The 19214-nt window shown below is 60.2% G+C and carries 21 protein-coding genes; 16 read left to right on the forward strand and 5 right to left on the reverse strand.

Going from position 1 to position 19214, the window contains the following annotated elements; all coding sequences use genetic code 11:
- Positions 1–138 precede the first annotated feature (138 nt).
- On the reverse strand, positions 139–771 hold the full coding sequence (locus WB402_RS02030) for an RNA polymerase sigma factor (RefSeq protein ID WP_424205227.1): 633 nt from the start codon (positions 769–771) through the stop codon (positions 139–141).
- 373 nt (positions 772–1144) lie between these two features.
- Entirely contained in the window at positions 1145–1666 is a 522-nt protein-coding gene (locus tag WB402_RS02035) for a hypothetical protein (protein WP_424205229.1), read from the reverse strand.
- A 191-nt stretch (positions 1667–1857) separates the two neighbouring features.
- Here WB402_RS02035 and WB402_RS02040 point away from each other — a divergent pair, with 191 nt between their 5' ends.
- From WB402_RS02040 to WB402_RS02055, 4 genes are all read left to right on the forward strand, one after another.
- On the forward strand, positions 1858–2151 hold the full coding sequence (locus tag WB402_RS02040) for a hypothetical protein (RefSeq protein ID WP_424205230.1): 294 nt from the start codon (positions 1858–1860) through the stop codon (positions 2149–2151).
- A gap of 98 nt (positions 2152–2249) precedes the next feature.
- A complete protein-coding gene (locus WB402_RS02045) occupies positions 2250–3902 on the forward strand; it encodes a nitroreductase family protein (RefSeq protein WP_424205232.1) in 1653 nt (550 codons plus the stop codon).
- Positions 3903–3933: 31 nt separating this feature from the next.
- Positions 3934–6357, forward strand: a complete 2424-nt coding sequence (lon, locus tag WB402_RS02050) for an endopeptidase La (RefSeq protein ID WP_424205235.1) — start codon at positions 3934–3936, stop codon at positions 6355–6357.
- Complete coding sequence (locus WB402_RS02055; protein WP_424205236.1) at positions 6354–6650, forward strand: hypothetical protein; 297 nt, start codon at positions 6354–6356, stop codon at positions 6648–6650. Before lon ends, WB402_RS02055 begins: the two co-directional genes overlap by 4 nt.
- 3 nt (positions 6651–6653) lie before the next feature.
- Here the strand turns inward: WB402_RS02055 and cyaY are convergent, their stop codons facing one another.
- Positions 6654–6968 carry an iron donor protein CyaY gene (gene cyaY, locus WB402_RS02060; protein ID WP_424205238.1) on the reverse strand — a complete coding sequence of 105 codons (315 nt, stop codon included), beginning with the start codon at positions 6966–6968 and terminating at the stop codon, positions 6654–6656.
- Positions 6969–7054: 86 nt separating this feature from the next.
- Here cyaY and WB402_RS02065 point away from each other — a divergent pair, with 86 nt between their 5' ends.
- The 10 genes from WB402_RS02065 (at position 7055) to WB402_RS02110 (ending at position 14750) form a co-directional block, all read left to right on the forward strand.
- Positions 7055–8140: a saccharopine dehydrogenase family protein gene (locus tag WB402_RS02065; protein WP_424205239.1), complete on the forward strand. Its 1086-nt coding sequence runs from the start codon at positions 7055–7057 to the stop codon at positions 8138–8140.
- Between the two features lie 51 nt (positions 8141–8191).
- The gene (gene lptM, locus WB402_RS02070; protein ID WP_424205241.1) at positions 8192–8389 is read left to right on the forward strand and encodes an LPS translocon maturation chaperone LptM; all 198 of its coding nucleotides are present in this window, start codon (positions 8192–8194) and stop codon (positions 8387–8389) included.
- Positions 8390–8404: 15 nt separating this feature from the next.
- Positions 8405–9676, forward strand: coding sequence for a diaminopimelate decarboxylase (gene lysA, locus WB402_RS02075; RefSeq protein ID WP_424205243.1), 1272 nt, complete (start codon positions 8405–8407; stop codon positions 9674–9676).
- Between the two features lie 58 nt (positions 9677–9734).
- Entirely contained in the window at positions 9735–10373 is a 639-nt protein-coding gene (locus WB402_RS02080) for a class I SAM-dependent methyltransferase (protein ID WP_424205343.1), read from the forward strand.
- A gap of 3 nt (positions 10374–10376) precedes the next feature.
- Complete coding sequence (locus tag WB402_RS02085) at positions 10377–10811, forward strand: CoA-binding protein (protein WP_424205245.1); 435 nt, start codon at positions 10377–10379, stop codon at positions 10809–10811.
- Between the two features lie 53 nt (positions 10812–10864).
- Positions 10865–11704 carry a diaminopimelate epimerase gene (gene dapF / locus WB402_RS02090; protein ID WP_424205247.1) on the forward strand — a complete coding sequence of 280 codons (840 nt, stop codon included), beginning with the start codon at positions 10865–10867 and terminating at the stop codon, positions 11702–11704.
- Positions 11701–12402 (forward strand): DUF484 family protein, encoded by a 702-nt coding sequence (locus tag WB402_RS02095; RefSeq protein WP_424205248.1) that lies wholly within the window; start codon positions 11701–11703, stop codon positions 12400–12402. The genes dapF and WB402_RS02095 overlap by 4 nt, the downstream gene beginning before the upstream one ends.
- 19 nt (positions 12403–12421) lie before the next feature.
- Positions 12422–13330, forward strand: a complete 909-nt coding sequence (gene xerC, locus WB402_RS02100) for a tyrosine recombinase XerC (RefSeq protein WP_424205344.1) — start codon at positions 12422–12424, stop codon at positions 13328–13330.
- Positions 13327–14187, forward strand: a complete 861-nt coding sequence (locus tag WB402_RS02105; RefSeq protein WP_424205251.1) for a hypothetical protein — start codon at positions 13327–13329, stop codon at positions 14185–14187. Before xerC ends, WB402_RS02105 begins: the two co-directional genes overlap by 4 nt.
- A 188-nt stretch (positions 14188–14375) precedes the next feature.
- Entirely contained in the window at positions 14376–14750 is a 375-nt protein-coding gene (locus tag WB402_RS02110; protein WP_424205253.1) for a S24 family peptidase, read from the forward strand.
- Between the two features lie 53 nt (positions 14751–14803).
- On the opposite strand, the gene WB402_RS02115 is transcribed toward WB402_RS02110, so the two are convergent.
- Positions 14804–16108: a class I SAM-dependent methyltransferase gene (locus WB402_RS02115; RefSeq protein ID WP_424205256.1), complete on the reverse strand. Its 1305-nt coding sequence runs from the start codon at positions 16106–16108 to the stop codon at positions 14804–14806.
- A gap of 289 nt (positions 16109–16397) precedes the next feature.
- On the opposite strand from WB402_RS02115, the gene WB402_RS02120 reads away from it, so the two are divergent.
- Together WB402_RS02120 and WB402_RS02125 are read left to right on the forward strand one after the other, a co-directional pair.
- On the forward strand, positions 16398–17399 hold the full coding sequence (locus WB402_RS02120; protein ID WP_424205258.1) for a DUF1207 domain-containing protein: 1002 nt from the start codon (positions 16398–16400) through the stop codon (positions 17397–17399).
- 104 nt (positions 17400–17503) lie between these two features.
- Positions 17504–18766, forward strand: a complete 1263-nt coding sequence (locus WB402_RS02125; RefSeq protein ID WP_424205260.1) for a hypothetical protein — start codon at positions 17504–17506, stop codon at positions 18764–18766.
- A gap of 97 nt (positions 18767–18863) precedes the next feature.
- On the opposite strand, the gene WB402_RS02130 is transcribed toward WB402_RS02125, so the two are convergent.
- Entirely contained in the window at positions 18864–19070 is a 207-nt protein-coding gene (locus tag WB402_RS02130; RefSeq protein ID WP_424205261.1) for a cold-shock protein, read from the reverse strand.
- Positions 19071–19214: the final 144 nt, after the last annotated feature.

A 19214-nucleotide genomic window follows, 5' to 3' on the forward strand; every position in this document is an offset into this window, starting at 1 on the left:
GCGATGGCCGGCGCAGGCCTTGGTCAATGGCCGCGCGGCGCGCGGTGCGCAGGCGCGCGACGGTGCCAGCGTCGAGATTTTTCTCGGCGACCTCCAGCGCGCGTTTTGCGGCGTTCAGAAATTTGTCTTCGGTTTCCATCATTCCAGATGGTCCTCCAGTTTTTCGCGCAGGGCGTGCACCGCGCGCGAGTAATGCGTTTTGACGCTGCCTTCCGAACACTTCATCGCGCGTGCCGTCTGCGCGATGTCCAGACCCTCCCACACCCGCAGCATGAAAGCCTGCTGCTGCCGCGGAGGCAGTTTGTGTATCGCTGTCTCCAGCACCGCCATCGCCTGTTTATCCCGCAACTGCCCCGGCGGGTCCGGGCTGCGGTTATCGACCATGTTCTGCAGCGGATCGCTGTCATCGTCCTGTTCCGTGCCACCGAACCAGACACGCAGCCGGTTGCGTACTTTGGCGCGCCGGCGCCAGTCGCTGATGCGGCTTTGCAGGATGGTATGAAACAGCGGCCCCCATTCCTGCTCGCCGCGGTTGGCGTAGCTCCGGACCAGCTGCAGCATCGCGTCCTGCATGACGTCGAGCGCATCGTCGGCATTGCCGAGGGCGAACCGTGCCGTCAGAAACGCGCGTCGCTCGACACCGGCGAGAAATCGATCCAGGGCTTGCGTGGGCTCCAGCGGAGAATCCTCATTAATGTTTTTTCGGCCGGCCACCCTGTCCGTGTCATCATTCTGCCATGACATCAGGCGCCGGCGTTGGACCGCTATCATCAGCCTTCACCGGCATCCTCACCAGCGCCCGGGCGAAACCGCCCTGCAACTCCTTGTAACAACGCATGATGCCCCCGGAGGTTGACGGGGTGGCGAGGGTCGGTTGGGATTGACCGGTAGGGAATGTTACATTAGCAACAAAGAAGCGGCTGAGACCGTTCGGTTTGTCGGAGTGTGGGGTGGGCGCGGTGCAGAATTACAACAATGTTCCATATGATTTTCTTGAACACGGTGACCGCCGCAAGGCCGAACGCCGGCGGGAGCAGCTTGACCGGCGCGGTATCTTGCGCTGGGACCCACAGATGAAAGATCGCCGCTTGATGCGAGAGCGACGGGCCGGACTGTCCGGTCCGGGTCGCCGCTAGTACTGGCGTCAAACCCGCCAAAAGGCGGTTAACACGCTCTCCGCGGAAGTCGGGAGCGGGAACTGCTCGCGGCGCATGTTATCCAGCGTGCCGGAGATACGCCCGAAATCCTGATGCAAGTGCCAGTACACCTGCCGTTGCCGGGGATTCACTTCGTAATCGGCACAGCGCCAGTAAGCGGTGCTTCCGTGCGCGAGGTAATAATCGAGCTCGCCGCGCCGGCGCAGCCGGTCACGGAAAAGTCCGCTCATGAACAGGGTGTATTCCCCGAGATGCCGCAGAATGAAGCGCCCCCGGCCGGGTTTTCCCGCCCCGCCTTGCGCCGTGTGCCAGGTTTCGAGCATGTCCACGATATACTCCAGCGGCCGGTCGCCGGCGTCCCGCAGCGCGTATAACTGCCGCACCTGGGCGAACCGGGTCAGGATGTCGCTGACGTAATCCACTGTGGCCGGTTCGGTGATGCCGTGACGGTGAAAGCCATGACCCACCTGGTGGCGGAAGAACTGATAGAGCGAAGGCAGCCGCATCATTAAAACCTCCTGTCACGCTTTGACCGGTTGCAGGCACGGTAAATTCCGTTACACGCTCGCACCGAAAAGGAGACCGGTTTGCCATGCATTGACTCACCCCCGGCGCCGCGTATCATCAGCTTCGCCGCGCCGCGGGGTTTTGCGTGGCGGACAGGCCTCTATCAATAATAGTCAATCTATCAGGAGCGTGTATGAAGCGTTACGTGCTGTGGGCCATCCTGGCGGCATTTGTCGTGGCCGGCCCGGTGGGATGCGGTAAGAAGGAAATCGAAGCACTCAATACCAAAGTGACCCAGCTGGAAAAAGACCTTGCCAGCGCCAAGGAAAGTCTTGCCGAGAAGAGCAAGGAGGCGGACGAAATGCAGGCCAAGGCCAAGCAGCTGCAGGCCACGGCGGATGCGCACGCGGCGGAAGTCTCCAAGCTCAAGGCCGAGCGCGACAAGCTCAAGCGCGATCTCGCGGCCGCGAAGAAGAAAAAACGCTAGCAGTCCAGCCAACACCGGCGACCCGACCGGGTTGCCGGTGTGATGTTCTTTACTCATGGAGCGGACCCTGACGGCTGGGGGCGTTACAATCCGCTGTCATGTCCGCCAGTCTGGAAAAAGTCTTCGCCTACCACGACGCCACCAAGCATCACTTCAATGCCTATGCACCCGGCCCGGGTTTTCTTGACTGGGCAACGCAGCCCGATCCGTTCCGGCGCTATGCCGGTTGCGAAGTAGTCCCGCTCGACAAATTTCCACGCGCCGATGGTCCGGCTTATGCGCGTGCATTGATCGAAGACCGCGTTGAACCGGCGACGCTCACTCGCGAAACCGTCTCGCGTCTGCTTTTCGACAGCCTGGCCTTGTCCGCCTGGAAACAGGCGGACCAAAGCCGCTGGGCGCTGCGCGTCAATCCCTCGAGCGGCAATCTGCATCCGACCGAAGCCTGCTTGATCAGCGGCCCGGTTTCGGGTCTGCTCGATACGCCCGTGGTCTGCCATTATGCGCCACGGATTCACGCACTCGAGGTGCGCACTCGTTTTGCGCTCGATATATGGCGCGATCTGGTTACCGATCTTCCGCCCCAATCCTTGATCGTCGGCTTGTCATCCATCTACTGGCGCGAGGCGTGGAAATACGGCAGCCGTGCGTTTCGCTACTGCCAACACGACACCGGTCACGCGATTGCCGCGCTCGGTTTTGCCGCGGCCGCGCTTGGGTGGAAGGCAACGCTGCTGGATGATTTGGGCGATGAGGCCATCGCCGCGCTCCTCGGTTTGTCGCGCGAGCATGGGCCCGAAGCCGAACGGCCGGAGTGTTTGCTCGCCGTGTATCCACAGACCCCTGCTTGCCTTGCGCGCACGCTCCCGCGTGCGGCGATTCAAGCTGTTGAGCAAGGCGAATGGAGCGGCTCGCCGAATATCCTGAGCCCCGATCATCGTTCCTGGCCGATCATCGATGAAGTGGATGCGGCAACCCGCAAGGCCGGTGGCGTTGCACCTTATCATGCCGCGACGTCAGTGCAATGGATAGAGCCGGATTCCGCTGATGCCTCGGTGCTGCTACGGCATCTGGTGCACCGTCGCCGCAGCGCTGTGGCGATGGATGGAAAGACGGATGTTTCACGCGCGGCGTTCTTATCGATGTTGCAACGCTGTCTGCCCGACACACGCCGGTTTCCCTTCAACGCGCTCCCTTGGCCGTCCACAGTGCATTTGCTGCTGTTCGTGCACCGCGTGCAGAATGTCCCGCCTGGACTTTATCTTCTGATACGCGACCCCGCCAAGAAGAAAGAAATGCAGGAGGCGTTCGCTCGTGAATTTGACTGGACCGGGCTGGAGGGATGTCCCGAAACTTTACCTATATATGCGTTGACGGCCGGCGACTGCCGCAAACTAGCCGAGTGCGTAAGCTGTCACCAGGAGATCGCCGCCGACGGCGCGTTCGCTGTGGCGATGCTGGCCGAGTTCGAGCAGCCGCTCCGGGCCCACGGCCCGTGGTTTTATCGCAGGCTTTACTGGGAATGTGGTGTTATCGGGCAGCTGCTTTATCTGGAGGCCGAGGCACACGGCATCCAGGCCACCGGGATTGGATGCTACTTCGACGACCCGGTGCATGAGGTGCTCGGCCTCCGGGACCGGCGCTACCAGAGCCTTTATCACTTCACGCTGGGAGCAGGCGTGCCGGATACGCGTCTGACAACCCTTCCGGCTTATGTGGAGACAGGCCAGTCACCGAGCGAACATACTTGAATCGGCGTTTTCCGGCCCCACTGAGGAAACCATGCCGAGCCAAGAAGAACCACTAAAAATGGATGCCGAAAACGTAACCGAAAACCCCGCCGCCATGGAAACCGAAGGTGGCAAACTGGCGCGCCCGTCCGACGTGCTGCCGGGTCTGCTGCACATTCTCCCCGTCGCCAACCGCCCGTTCTTCCCCGCACAGATGGTGCCGCTCGTGGTGGATCGTGAACCGTGGCAGCGTACGCTGGAAGCGGCGGTCGAAGCCGGGCACCAGTATGTCGGCCTGGTGCTGATTCGCGGTGACGATCCGCAAACCGCCGGACCCGATGATTTCTACACCATGGGCACCGCCAGCCGCATTCACAAGGTGGTGCAGATGGATGACAAGCTGCAAATCTTCGTTGAAGGCATGCAGCGTTTCCGCATCGACTCGTGGGTGTCGCGTGAACGGCCGTTCGCGGTGCGCGCGCAGTATTTCCCCGAGACCAGCTACAAGGACATGCCGGAGATCAAGGCATACACGGTGGCGGTCATCAACACCATCAAGGAGCTGTTGCCGCTCAATCCGCTTTACGGCGAAGAACTCAAATACTTCTTGAACCGCTTCGGGCCGGACGACCCGGCGCGGCTGGCGGATTTCGCCGCGAGCCTCACGACCTCCGACAAGCAGGAACTGCAGGAGGTTCTGGAGAAAACCCATATCCGCGAGCGCATGGAAAAGGTTTTGGTGCTGCTCAAGAAAGAAGTCGAGGTGGCCAAGGCGCAGATGCAGATCCACAAGAACGTGGAAGAAAGCATGGAGAAGCGCCAGCGCGAGTTCCTGTTGCGCGAGCAGATGAAGGCAATCCAGAAGGAACTGGGCATCGCCAAGGATGACCGCACCGCCGAGCTCGACAAGTTCCGTACGCGTCTCAAGGACCTTACGTTGCCTGAGGAAGCGCAGAAGCGCATCGACGAAGAAATGGAAAAAATCTCGGTACTCGAGGTCGGCTCGGCGGAGTACGGCGTGACGCGCAATTATCTCGACTGGTTGACGCAACTGCCGTGGGGAAAATATTCGAAAGACAAGCTCGATCTCAAGCACGCGCGCAAAATCCTCGACCGCGACCATGATGGACTGGCGGACGTAAAGGACCGCATCATCGAGTTTCTCGCCGTGGGCGCCATGAAGGGCGAAATTGCCGGCTCCATCCTGTTGCTCGTCGGCCCGCCCGGCGTTGGCAAGACTTCCATCGGCCGCTCCATCGCGACCGCGCTGGGACGCAAGTTCTATCGCTTCTCGCTCGGCGGCATGCGCGACGAGGCCGAGATCAAGGGCCATCGCCGAACCTACATCGGCGCCATGCCGGGCAAGTTCGTGCAGGCGATCAAGGACGTGGGCGTGGCCAATCCGGTGATCATGCTGGATGAGATCGACAAGATCGGGGCGTCTTACCAGGGTGACCCGGCGTCGGCGCTGCTGGAAGTGCTCGACCCGGAGCAGAACGTGGATTTTCTCGACCATTATCTGGACGTGCGCTTCGATCTCTCCAAGGTGCTGTTCGTTTCCACCGCCAACCAGCTCGACACCATTCCGGCGGCGCTGCTGGACCGCATGGAAATCATCCGGCTTTCCGGTTACATCACGAGCGAGAAGCTAGCGATCGCGCAGCATCATTTGCTGCCGCGCCAGATCGAGAAGGCGGGCCTGAAATCCGGCCAGCTCAAAATTGAAACCGACGCTGTGCGCGAAGTTATCGAGCTTTATGCGCGCGAGGCCGGCGTGCGCAATCTGGAAAAACGTCTCGGTCAGATCGCGCGCAAGAGCGTGGTGAAGATTCTGAACGGCACCAAAACGCCGATTCGCGTGGGCGTAAAAGATCTCGAGGAATACCTGGGTAAGCCGGTATTCCGCCCGGAAAAGCCGCAAATCGGCGTGGGCGTGGTCACGGGACTGGCGTGGACACCGATGGGTGGGGCAACCCTCGATGTCGAGGCTACGCGCGTGCATCAGGCCACGCGCGGCTTCAAACTAACCGGCCAGTTGGGAGACGTCATGAAGGAATCGGCCGAGATCGCCTACAGCTACATTTCGTCGCACTGCAAGGACTACGGCGCGAAAGCGGATTATTTCGAGAAGGCCTTCGTGCATCTGCATGTGCCGGCCGGGGCGACGCCGAAGGACGGCCCGAGCGCCGGCGTCACCATGGCGACGGCGTTGCTGTCGCTCGCGCGCGACCGGAAAATCGCGCGGCCGCTGGCCATGACCGGCGAGATAACGCTCACCGGGCAGGTGTTGCCGGTGGGCGGCATCCGTGAGAAGGTGATCGCCGCGCGCCGCGTGAAGATTAACGAGCTGATCCTGCCTGAGGCGAATCGCGGCGATTTCGAAGACCTGCCGGCGCATATCCGCAAAGGCATCAAGACGCATTTCGCGAGTCATTATCAGGACGTGGCGCGGATTGTTTTTCCGAAAAAGAAATGACAGCGAGGTCAGCCGTGGGCAGTTTTGTCGGTTTCAAGTGCAAATTCTGCCAGTACGAGGAACCGAGCATTGGCATCGGCCGCGGCAAGAACGAGTTCCCGTTTCTCGGGCTGTACCGCTGCCATCACTGCAACACGATCGGAAGCGCCTGGATCTACGAAAACAAGATTCCGTGCTGCAGTCAGTGTTACGACGATGCGCTCACCATGCTGCCCGATGACACTCGCCGCGTGAACTGTCCCAAGTGCGGTGAGCCCGGAGTAATTACTGCAATGGAAGGAAACTGGGAGTGATACTCAGCCGAGATTAACTTCTTCATCCGACTGCTCGCGAATAAATCGCGACAGCTCGTGCATCAGTTCCCCGTCACCCTGATCGTTGATCCACTGGCCGTCAACGAAGCCGTAGTGGTAGCCGCCGGATTTGGCGGCGACCCAGATCTGTCTGGCCGCACCCTGCTTGTTGATGATGATCTTCGTGCCATTGGCGAATTCGAGCGTCAGGATACCGCCGGCCGCCTCGAAATCGATGTCGGCGCCGCTTTCCTCGATCCCCTGTTCGATGGTCAGCAGGGTGTCGGTGGCTTTTTTGTCAAATTCCGATTCGTTCATGGGGTCAGGCCGGGATTGATTCCGAACTGCATGTTAACGGAGGAGGGTACGGCTGAACAGGCCATCTGATATGATCGCCGCCAATCATGGGAAAGCGAATTCTGGTTCTGGGAGGACAGGGCGTACTCGGCCGGCGCATCAGCCGGGCGGTCACTGCGATACCGTCGGCCGAGTGCATCATCGGCGGCCTCCGTCCGCCAAAAGACACACAGTTCTCGGGCGCCAATGTCAGCTGTCTGGTGGTCAACGCCAACGACCCCGCGAGCCTGCGGCGCGCGCTCGACGGCGTGTTCGCGGTGGTCAATGCCGTGGGGCCGTTTCAGGGGCGCGACTATACCGTCGCCGAAACCTGCGCCGGCATGGGTGTCCACTACGTGGATCTCGCCGATGGCCGCGCCTATGTCGAGGGTATCACCCGCCTGCAGCGTCGCGCGCAGCAGAAGGAATGTCTCATCGTCAGTGGCGCGAGTTCTGTGCCCGCGGTGTCGACGGCGTTGGCCGATATGCTCGTCCCCGAATTCGACCACATTAATGAAATCCACGTCAGCTTTTCACCCGGCAACAAAAATCCGCTCGGCGTGGCTACTCTGCGCGCGATACTCAGCTATACCGGCGTAGCCCTGCGCGTGAAGGATCAGGGCCGCTGGCGTTATGCCTTTGGCTGGAGCGAGTCGAAGGCGGTGCGATTCCCCAGACCGGTCGGGAAGCGGCGCGTGTACTTGTGCGATGTGCCGGACCTCGACATTTTTCCCGCGCGTTATGGCGCACAAACGGTGACTTTCCGCGCCGGGCTCGAACTGGCCCTGTTCAATTACGGCCTCGCGATTCTCGGCCGGATGCGGCGCTGGAACTGGATAAAGAATCTTTCGAACTGGGCGCCCGGGTTGGCCGCGACCGGACATTTGTTCCGCAGCTTCGGCGGCGTGGCCGGCGGCCTGCAGGTGCAGGTATGCGGCCGCAAGCAAGGCCAGGATATCGAGCATACGGCGTCCTTGATCGCGCGCGATGCCAACGGCCCGGCAATCGAGTGCAGTCCGGCCGTGGCGCTGATCCGCAAATGGGTCGAACGCGGCGTATCAGAGACCGGCGCCATGCCCTGTGTTGGCCTGCTGACTTGGGATGAGATCAGGGCCGAGCTGGTCAATCACGACATTACGCTTGTGAGAGTCTAGCCGCCGCGCTGCCACTGGATGTGGTGCAAACAGGCAAGGTAAGCTTACGCCATGAACTTCCCTCTGTGTCATTTTCCGTCAGTTGGTTGCAGACGTCTGTTGTTGCTGGCGGGTATTGCGTTGACCTTGTCGCTGTTTGCCGCTTGCGGCAAGAAGGGACCTTTGTATCTGCCGGATGACGCCGCCAGTGCGTCCGGGAAGACCGGCGGGCAGGTGATCACGCCCGCGCCAGTTCAACCGCCGAAATAATTACACCGCTCCATCATGAATCCCTTTGCCTATCAGGACCGGCAACTGTACGCCGAGAACGTGCGTCTCGCCGATATCGCCGCCGATGTCGGCACGCCCTGTTATGTCTATTCACGCGCCGCCATCGAGGAGCGCTTCCGTGCCTTCGATTCCGCGCTGGCCGGGCGCGACCATCTCGTCTGCTACGCCGTCAAGGCCAACTCCAATCTGGCGGTGCTGGACCTGCTTGCGCGTTTGGGCTCAGGTTTCGACATCGTCTCGGGCGGCGAACTCGAGCGCGTACTGGCGGCCGGCGGCGATCCGGCCAAGGTCGTGTTCTCCGGCGTCGGCAAGACGCCCGAGGAGATGCGCCGTGCGCTGGCGGCGGGAATTCACTGTTTCAACGTGGAATCCGAGGCGGAGCTGGAAATACTGAACGACGTGGCGGGGAAACTCGGCAGGCCGGCGCCGGTGGCGCTGCGCGTCAACCCGGACGTGGACCCGGCCACGCATCCCTATATCGCCACAGGACTGAAGCAGAGCAAATTCGGGATCGACATTGCGCGCGCCGAGGCGGCATATATGCGCGCGCAGTCGCTGCCGAACTTGCGCATCGTGGGCATTGCCTGCCACATCGGTTCGCAGCTCACGGACATGGCACCGCTGCTCGAGGCGCTGGATCGCGTCATTGGCCTGGCAGGCACGCTGCTCGAGCGCGGCGTTGCCCTGCAGCATCTCGATCTCGGCGGTGGGCTCGGTATTCGATACAACGAGGAGCAGCCGCCGGAGCCCGCCGACTATGTGCGTGCGATTCTCGACCGCTTGCAGCCCAAGGACGCGCGCTGCCAGAAGTTGCGTCTGATCTTTGAACCCGGACGCGCCATAGTCGGCAATGCCGGACTGCTGCTCACGCGTGTATTGTTTCTCAAGCTCGGCGAGGAACGGAACTTCGCCGTGGTCGATGCGGCGATGAACGACCTGCTGCGTCCCGCGCTCTACGATGCCTGGCACGATATTACGCCGGTCGCCGTGGACCAGCCGCGCAGCTTGCGTACCTATGATGTCGTCGGACCGGTATGCGAGAGCGGCGATTTTCTCGGGCGCGATCGCGCGCTGGGCATTGAGGCCGGTGATTTGCTGGCCGTGGTTTCCGCCGGCGCCTACGGCGCCGTGATGAGTTCTAACTACAACACCCGTCCGCGGGTTCCCGAAGTGATGGTGGATGGAAACCGGTTCCACGTCGTGCGCCGGCGCGAGACCGTCGCTGAACTCATGGCGCCTGAATCCCTGTTGCCGGGGAAGAAGTGACCGGCGGCGTTCGCGTCCTCCCGTGAAATTCATCGAGCGTATTCCCGAACCGGAACTGATGGACGATCCGGACCAGGCGCGCGCCTATGCCGGCGCCGATTTTTCAGAACCGCACCAGGCCTTCGTCGAACGTTTCGCGCAATTCTTTCCGCGTCACCGTCCACGCCGCGTGCTTGATCTGGGCTGCGGCGCGGCGGATGTCACGATCCGTTTCGCCCGCGCCCATCCCGGGTGTGAATTGACTGGCGTGGACGGCGCTCCGGCGATGCTGGCGCTGGCCAGGGACGCGATCACGCGCGCACGATTGGATCATCGTGTTCATCTGCGCGAGCGGCGTTTGCCCGACACGACACTGGCACGACATGCCTTCGATACCGTGATCAGCAATAGTCTGTTGCATCATCTATCCGATCCACAGGTGTTGTGGTGTGCGGTGGTGGACTGTGCCGCGCCGGGTGCGGCGGTGTTCATCATGGATTTATACCGGCCGGACACGCGCGCACAAGCTGGCCGTCTGGTGCAGGAATATTCCGGCAACGAGCCGGAAGTCCTGAGGCGGGATTTTTCCAATTCCTTGCTCGCGGCCTATCGCCCCGAGGAAATCGCCGCGCAGTTGGCACAGGCCAATCTCTCCTGTTTACTCGTAGAGGCTGTGGGCGACCGGCATGTGGTCGTGCACGGTCAGCTCCCGTTATAGCCCGTGAACTCTTTCCAAAATCCTCCGGACGAGGTGATCAGGGAACTGCTGGTGCGTGTGCACACCATTGCCATGATCGGCCTCTCGCCGCGGCCCAACCGGCCAAGCCATCGGGTCGCCTTGCACATGCAGCATTTCGGTTACCGGATCGTGCCGATACGCCCGGCGGTGGATTCGGTATTGGGCGAGAAGGCGTACGCAACGCTGGAAGGAGTACCGGACAAGATCGATCTCGTGGATGTTTTTCGTGCCCCGGAATATGTGGACAAGATCGTCGATGAATGCCTGACGCTCAAGCTTCCAGTGATCTGGCTGCAACTCGACGTGGTGAACATCCCGGCGGCTCTGCGTGCCCGCGCCGCCGGGATGCAAGTTGTCATGAACCGTTGTATTTATCAGGACTACCTTCGTTTCTTCGGGCCGGTGCCACACCCGTGAGCATCCTGTTGACCGCAGTTTATTTGATGCGCGGCAACCGGTAAGCTTGCGCCATGTCAGCCCCCTTTACCAAGATGCACGGCGCCGGAAACGACTTCGTCGTGTTCGACGGTGTCACGCGCCCGGTCGTTCTGACGCCGGAAAAAATTCGCCGTCTTGCCGACCGTCACTTCGGCATCGGCTGCGACCAGGTGCTGGTTGTGGAGCGGCCCACGGCCAGCGGCGCGGACTTTCGTTACCGGATTTTCAACGCCGACGGGGGCGAGGTCGAGCAGTGCGGCAACGGCGCGCGCTGTTTCGTGTGTTTCGTCCGCGACAAACGGCTCACGGCCAAGGACGAAATCGCGGTGGAGACGATTTCCGGCATGATTTACCCGCGGCTGGAGCCGGACGGGAATGTCACCGTGAACATGGGTGTGCCGCGGCTCGATCCCGCCGAGGTGCCGTTTCAGGCAGGCATGCGTGAAAACGTCTATGATTTGGAGGTGAACGGAAGGAAAGTGAGCGTGACCGTCCTCTCCATGGGCAACCCGCACGCCGTGCAGGTGGTGCCGGAGGTGGACAACGCGCCGGTGAATACGCAGGGCCCGCTGATCGAGCGGCATCCGCGTTTTCCTCAGCGTGTGAACGCCGGTTACATGCAGGTCGTGGACCGGGGGCACATCCGCCTGCGGGTTTACGAGCGCGGTGCCGGCGAGACCTTGGCCTGCGGGAGCGGGGCCTGTGCCGCGGTGGTTGCCGGTCGCCAACGGGGGCTGCTCGATGATAAGGTTGACGTGAAGCTGCTCGGCGGCACGCTGCGCGTGTCCTGGGCCGGCGAAGGGCAGCCGGTGTGGATGACCGGCCCGGCGGTGACGGTATTCGAAGGAACTATCGACCTGGATCGGCTATGACAAAAAAATTACCCAGCGGTGAATTGCAGACGGAGCTTTCCTGGGAGGAAGCGGTTTCCCGTTATCTCGAGGATCACCCCGACTATTTTCAGCGCCACCCCGATGCCGTGTCGCGGCTACAGCTCTCGCACGAAACCGGCGGCAAGGCGGTGTCGCTCATCGAGCGTCAGGTGCAGGTGTTGCGCGAGCAGAACCAGGCGCTGCAGCGCCAGTTGCGCGAGCTGGTCAACAACGCGCGTGAGAACGACGTGCTCAGCGGCCGCGTGCATCGCTATGCCACCGCCATGATCGGCTGCACATCGCTCGATGACGTGTTCGATACCACTTACGATTTGCTTCGGCAGGAGTTCAAGCTCGATGCCGTCGTAATCCTGGTACAGGGACGGCCAGCCGTCGGCGGTCACCCGGAGCTGGTGCCCGAAGACGACAAGCGCCTGGGCGCGCTGTTGCAGCAGTTCGGTTCCGGCAAGCCGATCTGCGGCGGCAAGTTCGAGGAAAGCCTGATGAGCTACCTCTTCAGCGGACGCGCCTCCGAGATCAAGTCCAGCGCGTTGATTCCGCTCGGCGAGAAGAATCCCCATGGTGTCCTGGGCCTGGGCACGCAGGACCCGCACCGCTTCCATCCGGGTATGGGCACGGTCTATCTCACGCGGCTGGGCGAACTGCTGACGCACAGTCTTGCCAGGCATCACGGATAAGCCGGGGCGCGTGCCGCCGATGCACGAACACGCCCGCCAGTTTCTGGAAAAGTTTCTGCTTCATCTCGGCGCCGAGCGCCGTCTTTCGCCGCTCACGTCAATCCATTACCGGCGCGATCTCACGCAGTGCATGGCGTATTGCGACAGCTGCGGCATTGCGGACTGGGACGGCCTGAACATCGCCGAGGTGCGCGGCTGGGTGGCGGCGATGCACCGCAAGGGGCTTTCCGGCAAGAGCATCCAGCGTGCGCTCTCCGCGCTGCGCAGTTTCTACCGTTATCTGTTGCGTGAACAGGCAGTCACGCGCAATCCCGCCAGCGGTGTTACTGCACCCAAGTCCGCGCGCCGTCTACCCAGAACGCTCACGACCGATCAGGCCGCGCGACTGATGACTTTTGATGCCCGCGATCCGCTTGTGCGGCGCGACCGGGCGCTGATCGAACTTCTGTATTCCTCGGGCCTGCGCCTGTCGGAACTGGTGAATCTCGATCTTGCCGAACTCGATTTGTCCAGTGGCCTTGTGCGGGTAACGGGCAAGGGCAGGAAAGTTCGCGACGTGCCGGTGGGCGCGAAGGCGCGCGACGCCCTGCGTGAATGGCTGGCAGTGCGCGGCAAATTTGCCGGCCCGGAACAGCCGGCGGTGTTCGTGACCCGCCGGGGACAGCGAATCGGCGGACGCGCGGTGCAAAATCGGTTGCGATTGCGGGCGGCTAAACAGGGGATGGAAGTGCCGGTGCATCCGCACATGCTGCGTCATTCGTTCGCCAGTCACGTGCTGGAATCGAGCGGCGATCTGCGCGCGGTGCAGGAAATGCTCGGACACGCCAACATATCCACCACGCAGATTTACACTCATCTCGACTTCCAGCATCTGGCGAGCGTGTATGACAAGGCTCATCCGCGCGCGCGCAAGAAAACCCCGGCATGAACGACGTACATTTTTACAGCATGCGCCGGCTCTCGCCTTATCAGGGGACCGTGCAGGTCGCGGAAACGGCTGGCTTCCGGGCGATCACCTCTGACGGAATGACATGGCGGGTGCAATTCCTCAACCTTCGTTCGCGCCTTTCCAGCCATGCCGTGTGGCGCGCCGATGGCAGTGGCAATCTGGTCGAGACCGAGCGCACCCGTGAATTCATCGCGGCCATGCAAAATCATCCACCTTTTCCATTCGCGCCGGCGGACAACATTGAGTTGTGGTTGCTGGATGCGAAGCAGCGCCAACCGCTCGCGATCCTGACCAGCACCCTGGAACGAATCACGCCGCCGCGGGTGGCGGACAGCGTCTGGCACGCGGCGCTTGTGGGCGATGACAGTTTCATGGCCCCGAGCCTGTCATCGGGCGTCGGCCGTGGCGATCCGGTATCGCACATTCCGCACCGTGAAGTGCTGAACCGCTGTGTGCAGAAGGCCGCTGGGCCGCTGGAACGCGCGCAGTGGTTCCGGCGCGCCAGCGACGGCAGTGGCACCGGTCTGCACGGCAGCCGTCTCGATCCCGGACAGATCGGACGTCAGCTGGAACGGAAAGCGTTCCCCGAGATGTTGTTGCGCGAGGAATGGGAAGACGAGCGCGAGAAAAAACTTGTTCACGATTATCACGACTGGCAGGCGCCAAACCTGTTGACACACTGCAATCTCTCGCGCCTCACACGCGATCGCCTTGAGCGCGCCGCTTGCCGTCAGGCGGAGAAACTCTACAAGGTCCGTCACTTTCTGCCGGAAATCATAAATACCGATCTGCTGAACGTGGCTTTTGTCGAAGCCGTGATACGACGCTCCTCGTAGCGCACAGTGCCTCGGTATCCGGCGGTTACCCCTGACGTGATGTGGGTGTTAGCTCCCTGTCTTACCAACGCGCCGGCAAATGACTTAGAATAGAGTCGTCCGTCCGTGGAGGAAGAGCATTATTCCGTATTCTCGGGAGATTCACGGACGGTAGCGGTGACGCAATATTTCAATTCCGGAGACGGCCCATGGCCGACAAATTAAAGACCATTCCGATCATCCCCGCCCAGCAGGCCAACCAGGTGCATGCGGAAATAACGAGCTGTGCCGATGCCGAACCGTATGCCCTGCGAGTCATTGGCGACAGCATGGCTCCTGAATTTCTGGACGGCCACATTATTATCGTGGATCCGGCCATGCCGCCAATCAATGGCGCCTATGTCGTTATCGACTACCGGGGCGAGACCACGTTCCGCCAGTTCGTTGTGGAAGAGGGCAGAAAATTCCTCAAGGCACTGAACGACGCCTATCCGACCGTCGAGATGGTGGAGAATTACTCGGTTCGCGGCGTGGTGGTTCAGCGCGCCAGCCGGCGACGCAAGGACCTGAAGCATTATTATTAGTTGCCCGGAGGTTACAGAGAAAAAGATACTCCAAGGATCACTCTGTGGCTAAATTAAATATTCTCGTACAGGTGCGCCCGTGACCAGGGGATGTCGTTATTGGTGCCGCGCGTGAAGAAGACCTGGAACAGCTGCAGCGTGCCGGCGGTGAAGCCGGCGGTGGAACCGGCAAGGTAAAGCCGCCAGGCGCGCGTAAAAGCACTGTCATACATCCGTTCGATTTTCTCCGCATGCTGATTGAAGCGCGAGAGCCAATGTTCGAGCGTTTTGGCGTAGTGCAGGCGCAAGTTTTCGATGTCGAGCACGGAAAATTCGTGCGCCTCGAAGATGTCCATCATCTCGCGCAGCGTGGGCGGGTAGCCGCCGGGAAAAATGCGCTTTTCGATCCAGGCATTGATCGGTTCGGGCTTGTTGCGACCGATCGAATGAATCAATCCACGTCCGTCCGGTGCGAGGCAGCGATGGATGACATCGCCCAGTTCACGGTAATGGTTCCGCCCGACATGCTCGAGCATGCCGATAGAGACAAAAACGTCGTATTCACCGGCGATAAGTCGATAATCTTCCTCGATATACACCACCTTCCCGTCCAGTCCCTCGGCCTTCGCCTTCTCGCGGGCATAAACGATTTGCTGATGTGAAATGTTATATGAGGTAACCAGGACACCATAGTGTTTCGCCATGTGGCGCGCGAATCCGCCCCAGCCGCTGCCGGCTTCCACCACCCGGTCGCCCGGCTTCAACCGGAGCTTGCGGCAGACGTGATCCATTTTGGCGCGCTGCGCCTGCTCAAGCGTGAGATCCGCCGAAGGGAAATAAGCGCAGGTATACTGCATGGCCTCGCTATCGAGCCAGAGTTCGTAAAAGTCGTTGCCGATGTCGTAGTGATGATGGATGTTGTCGCGTGAATCGGTGATCCGGTTCGGGCGCGTACGATTGAAGAGCCATGTCTGCGCGGCCATGAGTTTATGATATTTCGGCAAAGACGCTGCTGCACGGTAGGCAGTTTCGAGAAACTCGACCAGGTCGCCATCGATATCGATGCGACCAGTGCTGTAGAGATCGCCGAAATGCAGGGTGGGATTCATGAGTAGTTGATGCAATACTTCGCTGTCGCGAATATGCACGCGCGAGTCCGGTGTGGCGGTGGAGGATGAAATTTCCTCGCCATTCCATAACACGAAAGCAAGCGGGGGATGGCCGAGCAGGTCAAGCAGCTTGCGCGTAATCCACCGGTCGAGTGAAGAAACACGCGTTGATGTCTGGGAGATATCAACACCATGCGCTCCGTCCGTCAGGATGGGGATGTTGAGCGAGACAACCTTGTTTTTCTGAATGCCCTTGTCCATAGCGCTCATTAACTTCCATTAGGACGCCATTATCCTACCTCGTTGGAGCACGGGATGACAAATGGTCCCCGACCAGGCCTATGACACCACAAGCCACATGCCGGTGGATAAATCCCCGGTGCCGGATTTCTCCAGTCACCACGTCACTTACCGGCGGCGAAACGTGTAAAATCCCGGCATGAAATTTCCGTGGCAGGTTATGCCCATCCTGTTCCGTACTGTCAGGTGGCGTTGGTTCATGGCCGTGTTAGTCCTGGGTGCGTGCCCATATGTTTCCGCAAGCGAACAAGACATATACTTGCGCGGCTATGTGGACGCGCTGCTGGATAGCCGTTATCCCGGTTTGGGGCTTCGCGTGCAGGCGGTCAAGCCGGATGCGGGCGTCACGCTGACTTCGCGCACCTGCCTTGGTCCATCCCAGAAGCGTGATGTCACATATCTGCTCACCAAATCCGGACAGGTCAAAACCGTGTTTTGGGCGTTATCCACGGATTGTGACAAGTCTTCTTCCACGCCGGAATCGGACGCGGCAGCGCCGGCGCCGGTCGATATACATGCACTACCGGAGACGGAGCTGTTCGCGCCGTTGCTGGCCGATCCGCGCCAACCGCGTTTTTCAATGAGCTATCAGCACTACAGCAGTAGCAACGACCGGGAATTCGCCGCGTCCAGCGTGGCGGTCGGAGAATATTTCGGTCTGGCGACGGGTCTGTTCGGAGAATACGGCAGCTCTCAGATCGGAATCCAGGCCGCGGTGTTCGCGTTGTTCAATCTCGATGCGCCATCGAGCGATCTCATCAATGCGGACTACTGGTTCGGCTTGCCGATCAGTTACCGTCGCGGCCCGTGGTCGTATCTGGTACGGTTGTATCATCAGAGTTCGCATCTCGGCGATGAGTTCATTCTCGGCAATCCGAGCGTCAACCGGGTGAACCTGAGTTACGAGGAACTGGAAGGACTCGTCTCCTATGAATGGGAGCGGTGGCGTGTTTATGGCGGTGGCGGGTATCTGGTGCATTCGGAGCCGGAACTCGCCCCCAAGCAGGTGCATGGTGGCTCCGAATACCTTCTGCCACGTGCGGCCGGCAAGTTTGACCTCGTCGCCGCGGTGGATGTGCGCGCTTCCGAGGAACTCGATTGGGGCAGCAGCCGCTCCTACCAGGTGGGCTTTGAGTTCAAACGCAGCACTTCGCGGCGAGTGCGCCTGATGCTGGAGCATTTCAGTGGTCATTCGCCCAATGGCCAGTTTTATCGTGAACCCCTGCGCTACACCGGTCTGGGGCTTTACTTCGGTTTCTGACCGTTGGGGCGCCGAAATGACGGATTTCCCGGCGAAAAACTGTTGGCGGAATGCGCCGGGCATACTATTCTTAGCGTTACTTGGAAATCACAGGCAGGTGTTCCATGGCTCTGAATCTGAAAATGAATCTCGACAAAAAATCCTTGATCCAGATAGTCGTTTTGGTGGTGCTTATCGCGGTTGGTGCAGGCGCCTATTTCATGCAGCAGGGTGGCGGCGGACTCGACTTCGGCTTCATCACCGGTTTCTTTGAGAGCAAACCGACCACCACGCGCGCACCCGCGGCCAAATCGCAAGCGCCGGCGGCGGACAGGAAGTCCGGTATCGCGTCGGCGCCGGTCGACGTCAAGGCCAAGGCCGACGCTCCCGCGATTCCCGCATTGCCCGCCAAGGGCCAAATTCACGGCAAGCCGTTTGTCGTTGAAAGCAGCAGCATCGAAAATGGCACCCTAACGTTGCGTCTGGGTAAAGACGCGAGCGCCGATCTCGAAGTCAGGCTGATGCTCTCCACGCCGCCGTGGGAGGTTCCGGCAGGAAAAAATTTCAAGGTCACTGGTCCGGCCGGGACAGGCGCCCCGCAGATCGTGTTGGCCTGGAAAGAAGACGGACAGAATGCACCTTCGGAGCAAAAGTTTACCGACAAATATACCCTCGTGCTCGAGTTTGGCCAGGAGAAGGACAAAAAACTCCCGGGCAAGATTTCCCTGAGTCTGCCGGATGAAGTGAAAAGCAATGTCGCCGGTACATTCGAGGCTGATATCAAGGGATTCCGTATCGTCAATGGCAAGCCCGATCTCGCCGCCGATTCAGTGGACACGCTGCAATACCTTGCGTTTCATGAGTTGCTGAAGGGCGACCCGAGCAACACGATGGATATTATCGCCTCGCGTGACGGGCGTTATACCCAACCTGACTCGCCGAACATGACCGGTTACCTCGAGGTCGAGTATAGAGTCGGTGGCGGAACGTCACAGATTCAGCGGTACCAGTTTGAAAAGGACGGCGGTTCCTGGAAGATTGCAAAAACCCTTAATGCCAACCAACTCGACGAGGCTCATCCCTTGCACGTCCCCGGGCCGAAGGACACTCCGGCGAAGCTGTTGACTTATCTCGCTGCCAAGAAGTTCGAGGCGGACATTCAGAAGAAATATCCCAAGAAAAGCATTTATGAGCCCGGCTTCACCACGCAGTTCAGTGATAAATTCAAAATCGGTGTGTGCGAAACACGTTACAAGCTGGAACCGGCCGGTGAAGCGATGAAAACCGCTTATCTTTTCCGGAACCGTGCCGGTGGTTGGGCGCTTGATCGTGAACTCGGAAAAAATGAAAAGGTGAACTTTGACACCGGCAGCATCGGCAAACGCTGACGCTGCATTTCCGTTTCGCTAAACAAAAAACCCCGCCATGATGCCGGGGTTTTTTTTTGACCGGTGATCCGGCCGTTCAATCATCGATCAGTTGGCGTCAGGCGAGCGGTTTCACCACCGTAGCCTGGATACCTTTCGGTCCCATCTGACTTTCAAACCCCACCCGCTGTCCCTCGGCCAGTTTCTTGTAGCCTTCGGCCTGGATCACGGAGTAGTGCACAAACACATCGGCGGTGCCGTCCTGGGGAGCGATAAAACCAAATCCTTTGGCCTCGTTAAACCACTTTACAGTACCCCTATGCATGGCGAATAACCCCACTCAATTATTTAATTTATGAAAATTTCATACGTGCTGTGATGGTGGAAATTTCGCCAGGACATACTGCGGAGCCCGCAAACACCAACATGACAACAAACGGCAGCACATGACTGCGGAATCAGTATAACG

The sequence above is a fragment of the Sulfuricaulis sp. genome, from assembly GCF_049587675.1.
GTDB lineage: Bacteria > Pseudomonadota > Gammaproteobacteria > Acidiferrobacterales > Sulfurifustaceae > Sulfuricaulis.

Bases quoted from the DNA above. Each gene is read 5' to 3' on its own strand.
- WB402_RS02030 (WP_424205227.1), bottom strand. From the start codon at position 771: ATGATAGCGGTCCAACGCCGGCGCCTGATGTCATGGCAGAATGATGAC.
- WB402_RS02045 (WP_424205232.1), top strand. From the start codon at position 2,250: ATGTCCGCCAGTCTGGAAAAAGTCTTCGCCTACCACGACGCCACCAAG.
- xerC (WP_424205344.1), top strand. From the start codon at position 12,422: ATGCACGAACACGCCCGCCAGTTTCTGGAAAAGTTTCTGCTTCATCTC.
- WB402_RS02055 (WP_424205236.1), top strand. From the start codon at position 6,354: ATGACAGCGAGGTCAGCCGTGGGCAGTTTTGTCGGTTTCAAGTGCAAA.
- lon (WP_424205235.1), top strand. From the start codon at position 3,934: ATGCCGAGCCAAGAAGAACCACTAAAAATGGATGCCGAAAACGTAACC.
- WB402_RS02105 (WP_424205251.1), top strand. From the start codon at position 13,327: ATGAACGACGTACATTTTTACAGCATGCGCCGGCTCTCGCCTTATCAG.
- WB402_RS02040 (WP_424205230.1), top strand. From the start codon at position 1,858: ATGAAGCGTTACGTGCTGTGGGCCATCCTGGCGGCATTTGTCGTGGCC.
- WB402_RS02110 (WP_424205253.1), top strand. From the start codon at position 14,376: ATGGCCGACAAATTAAAGACCATTCCGATCATCCCCGCCCAGCAGGCC.
- lysA (WP_424205243.1), top strand. From the start codon at position 8,405: ATGAATCCCTTTGCCTATCAGGACCGGCAACTGTACGCCGAGAACGTG.
- cyaY (WP_424205238.1), bottom strand. From the start codon at position 6,968: ATGAACGAATCGGAATTTGACAAAAAAGCCACCGACACCCTGCTGACC.
- WB402_RS02125 (WP_424205260.1), top strand. From the start codon at position 17,504: ATGGCTCTGAATCTGAAAATGAATCTCGACAAAAAATCCTTGATCCAG.
- lptM (WP_424205241.1), top strand. From the start codon at position 8,192: ATGAACTTCCCTCTGTGTCATTTTCCGTCAGTTGGTTGCAGACGTCTG.
- WB402_RS02080 (WP_424205343.1), top strand. From the start codon at position 9,735: ATGGACGATCCGGACCAGGCGCGCGCCTATGCCGGCGCCGATTTTTCA.
- WB402_RS02035 (WP_424205229.1), bottom strand. From the start codon at position 1,666: ATGATGCGGCTGCCTTCGCTCTATCAGTTCTTCCGCCACCAGGTGGGT.
- dapF (WP_424205247.1), top strand. From the start codon at position 10,865: ATGTCAGCCCCCTTTACCAAGATGCACGGCGCCGGAAACGACTTCGTC.
- WB402_RS02095 (WP_424205248.1), top strand. From the start codon at position 11,701: ATGACAAAAAAATTACCCAGCGGTGAATTGCAGACGGAGCTTTCCTGG.
- WB402_RS02130 (WP_424205261.1), bottom strand. From the start codon at position 19,070: ATGCATAGGGGTACTGTAAAGTGGTTTAACGAGGCCAAAGGATTTGGT.
- WB402_RS02115 (WP_424205256.1), bottom strand. From the start codon at position 16,108: ATGAGCGCTATGGACAAGGGCATTCAGAAAAACAAGGTTGTCTCGCTC.
- WB402_RS02065 (WP_424205239.1), top strand. From the start codon at position 7,055: ATGGGAAAGCGAATTCTGGTTCTGGGAGGACAGGGCGTACTCGGCCGG.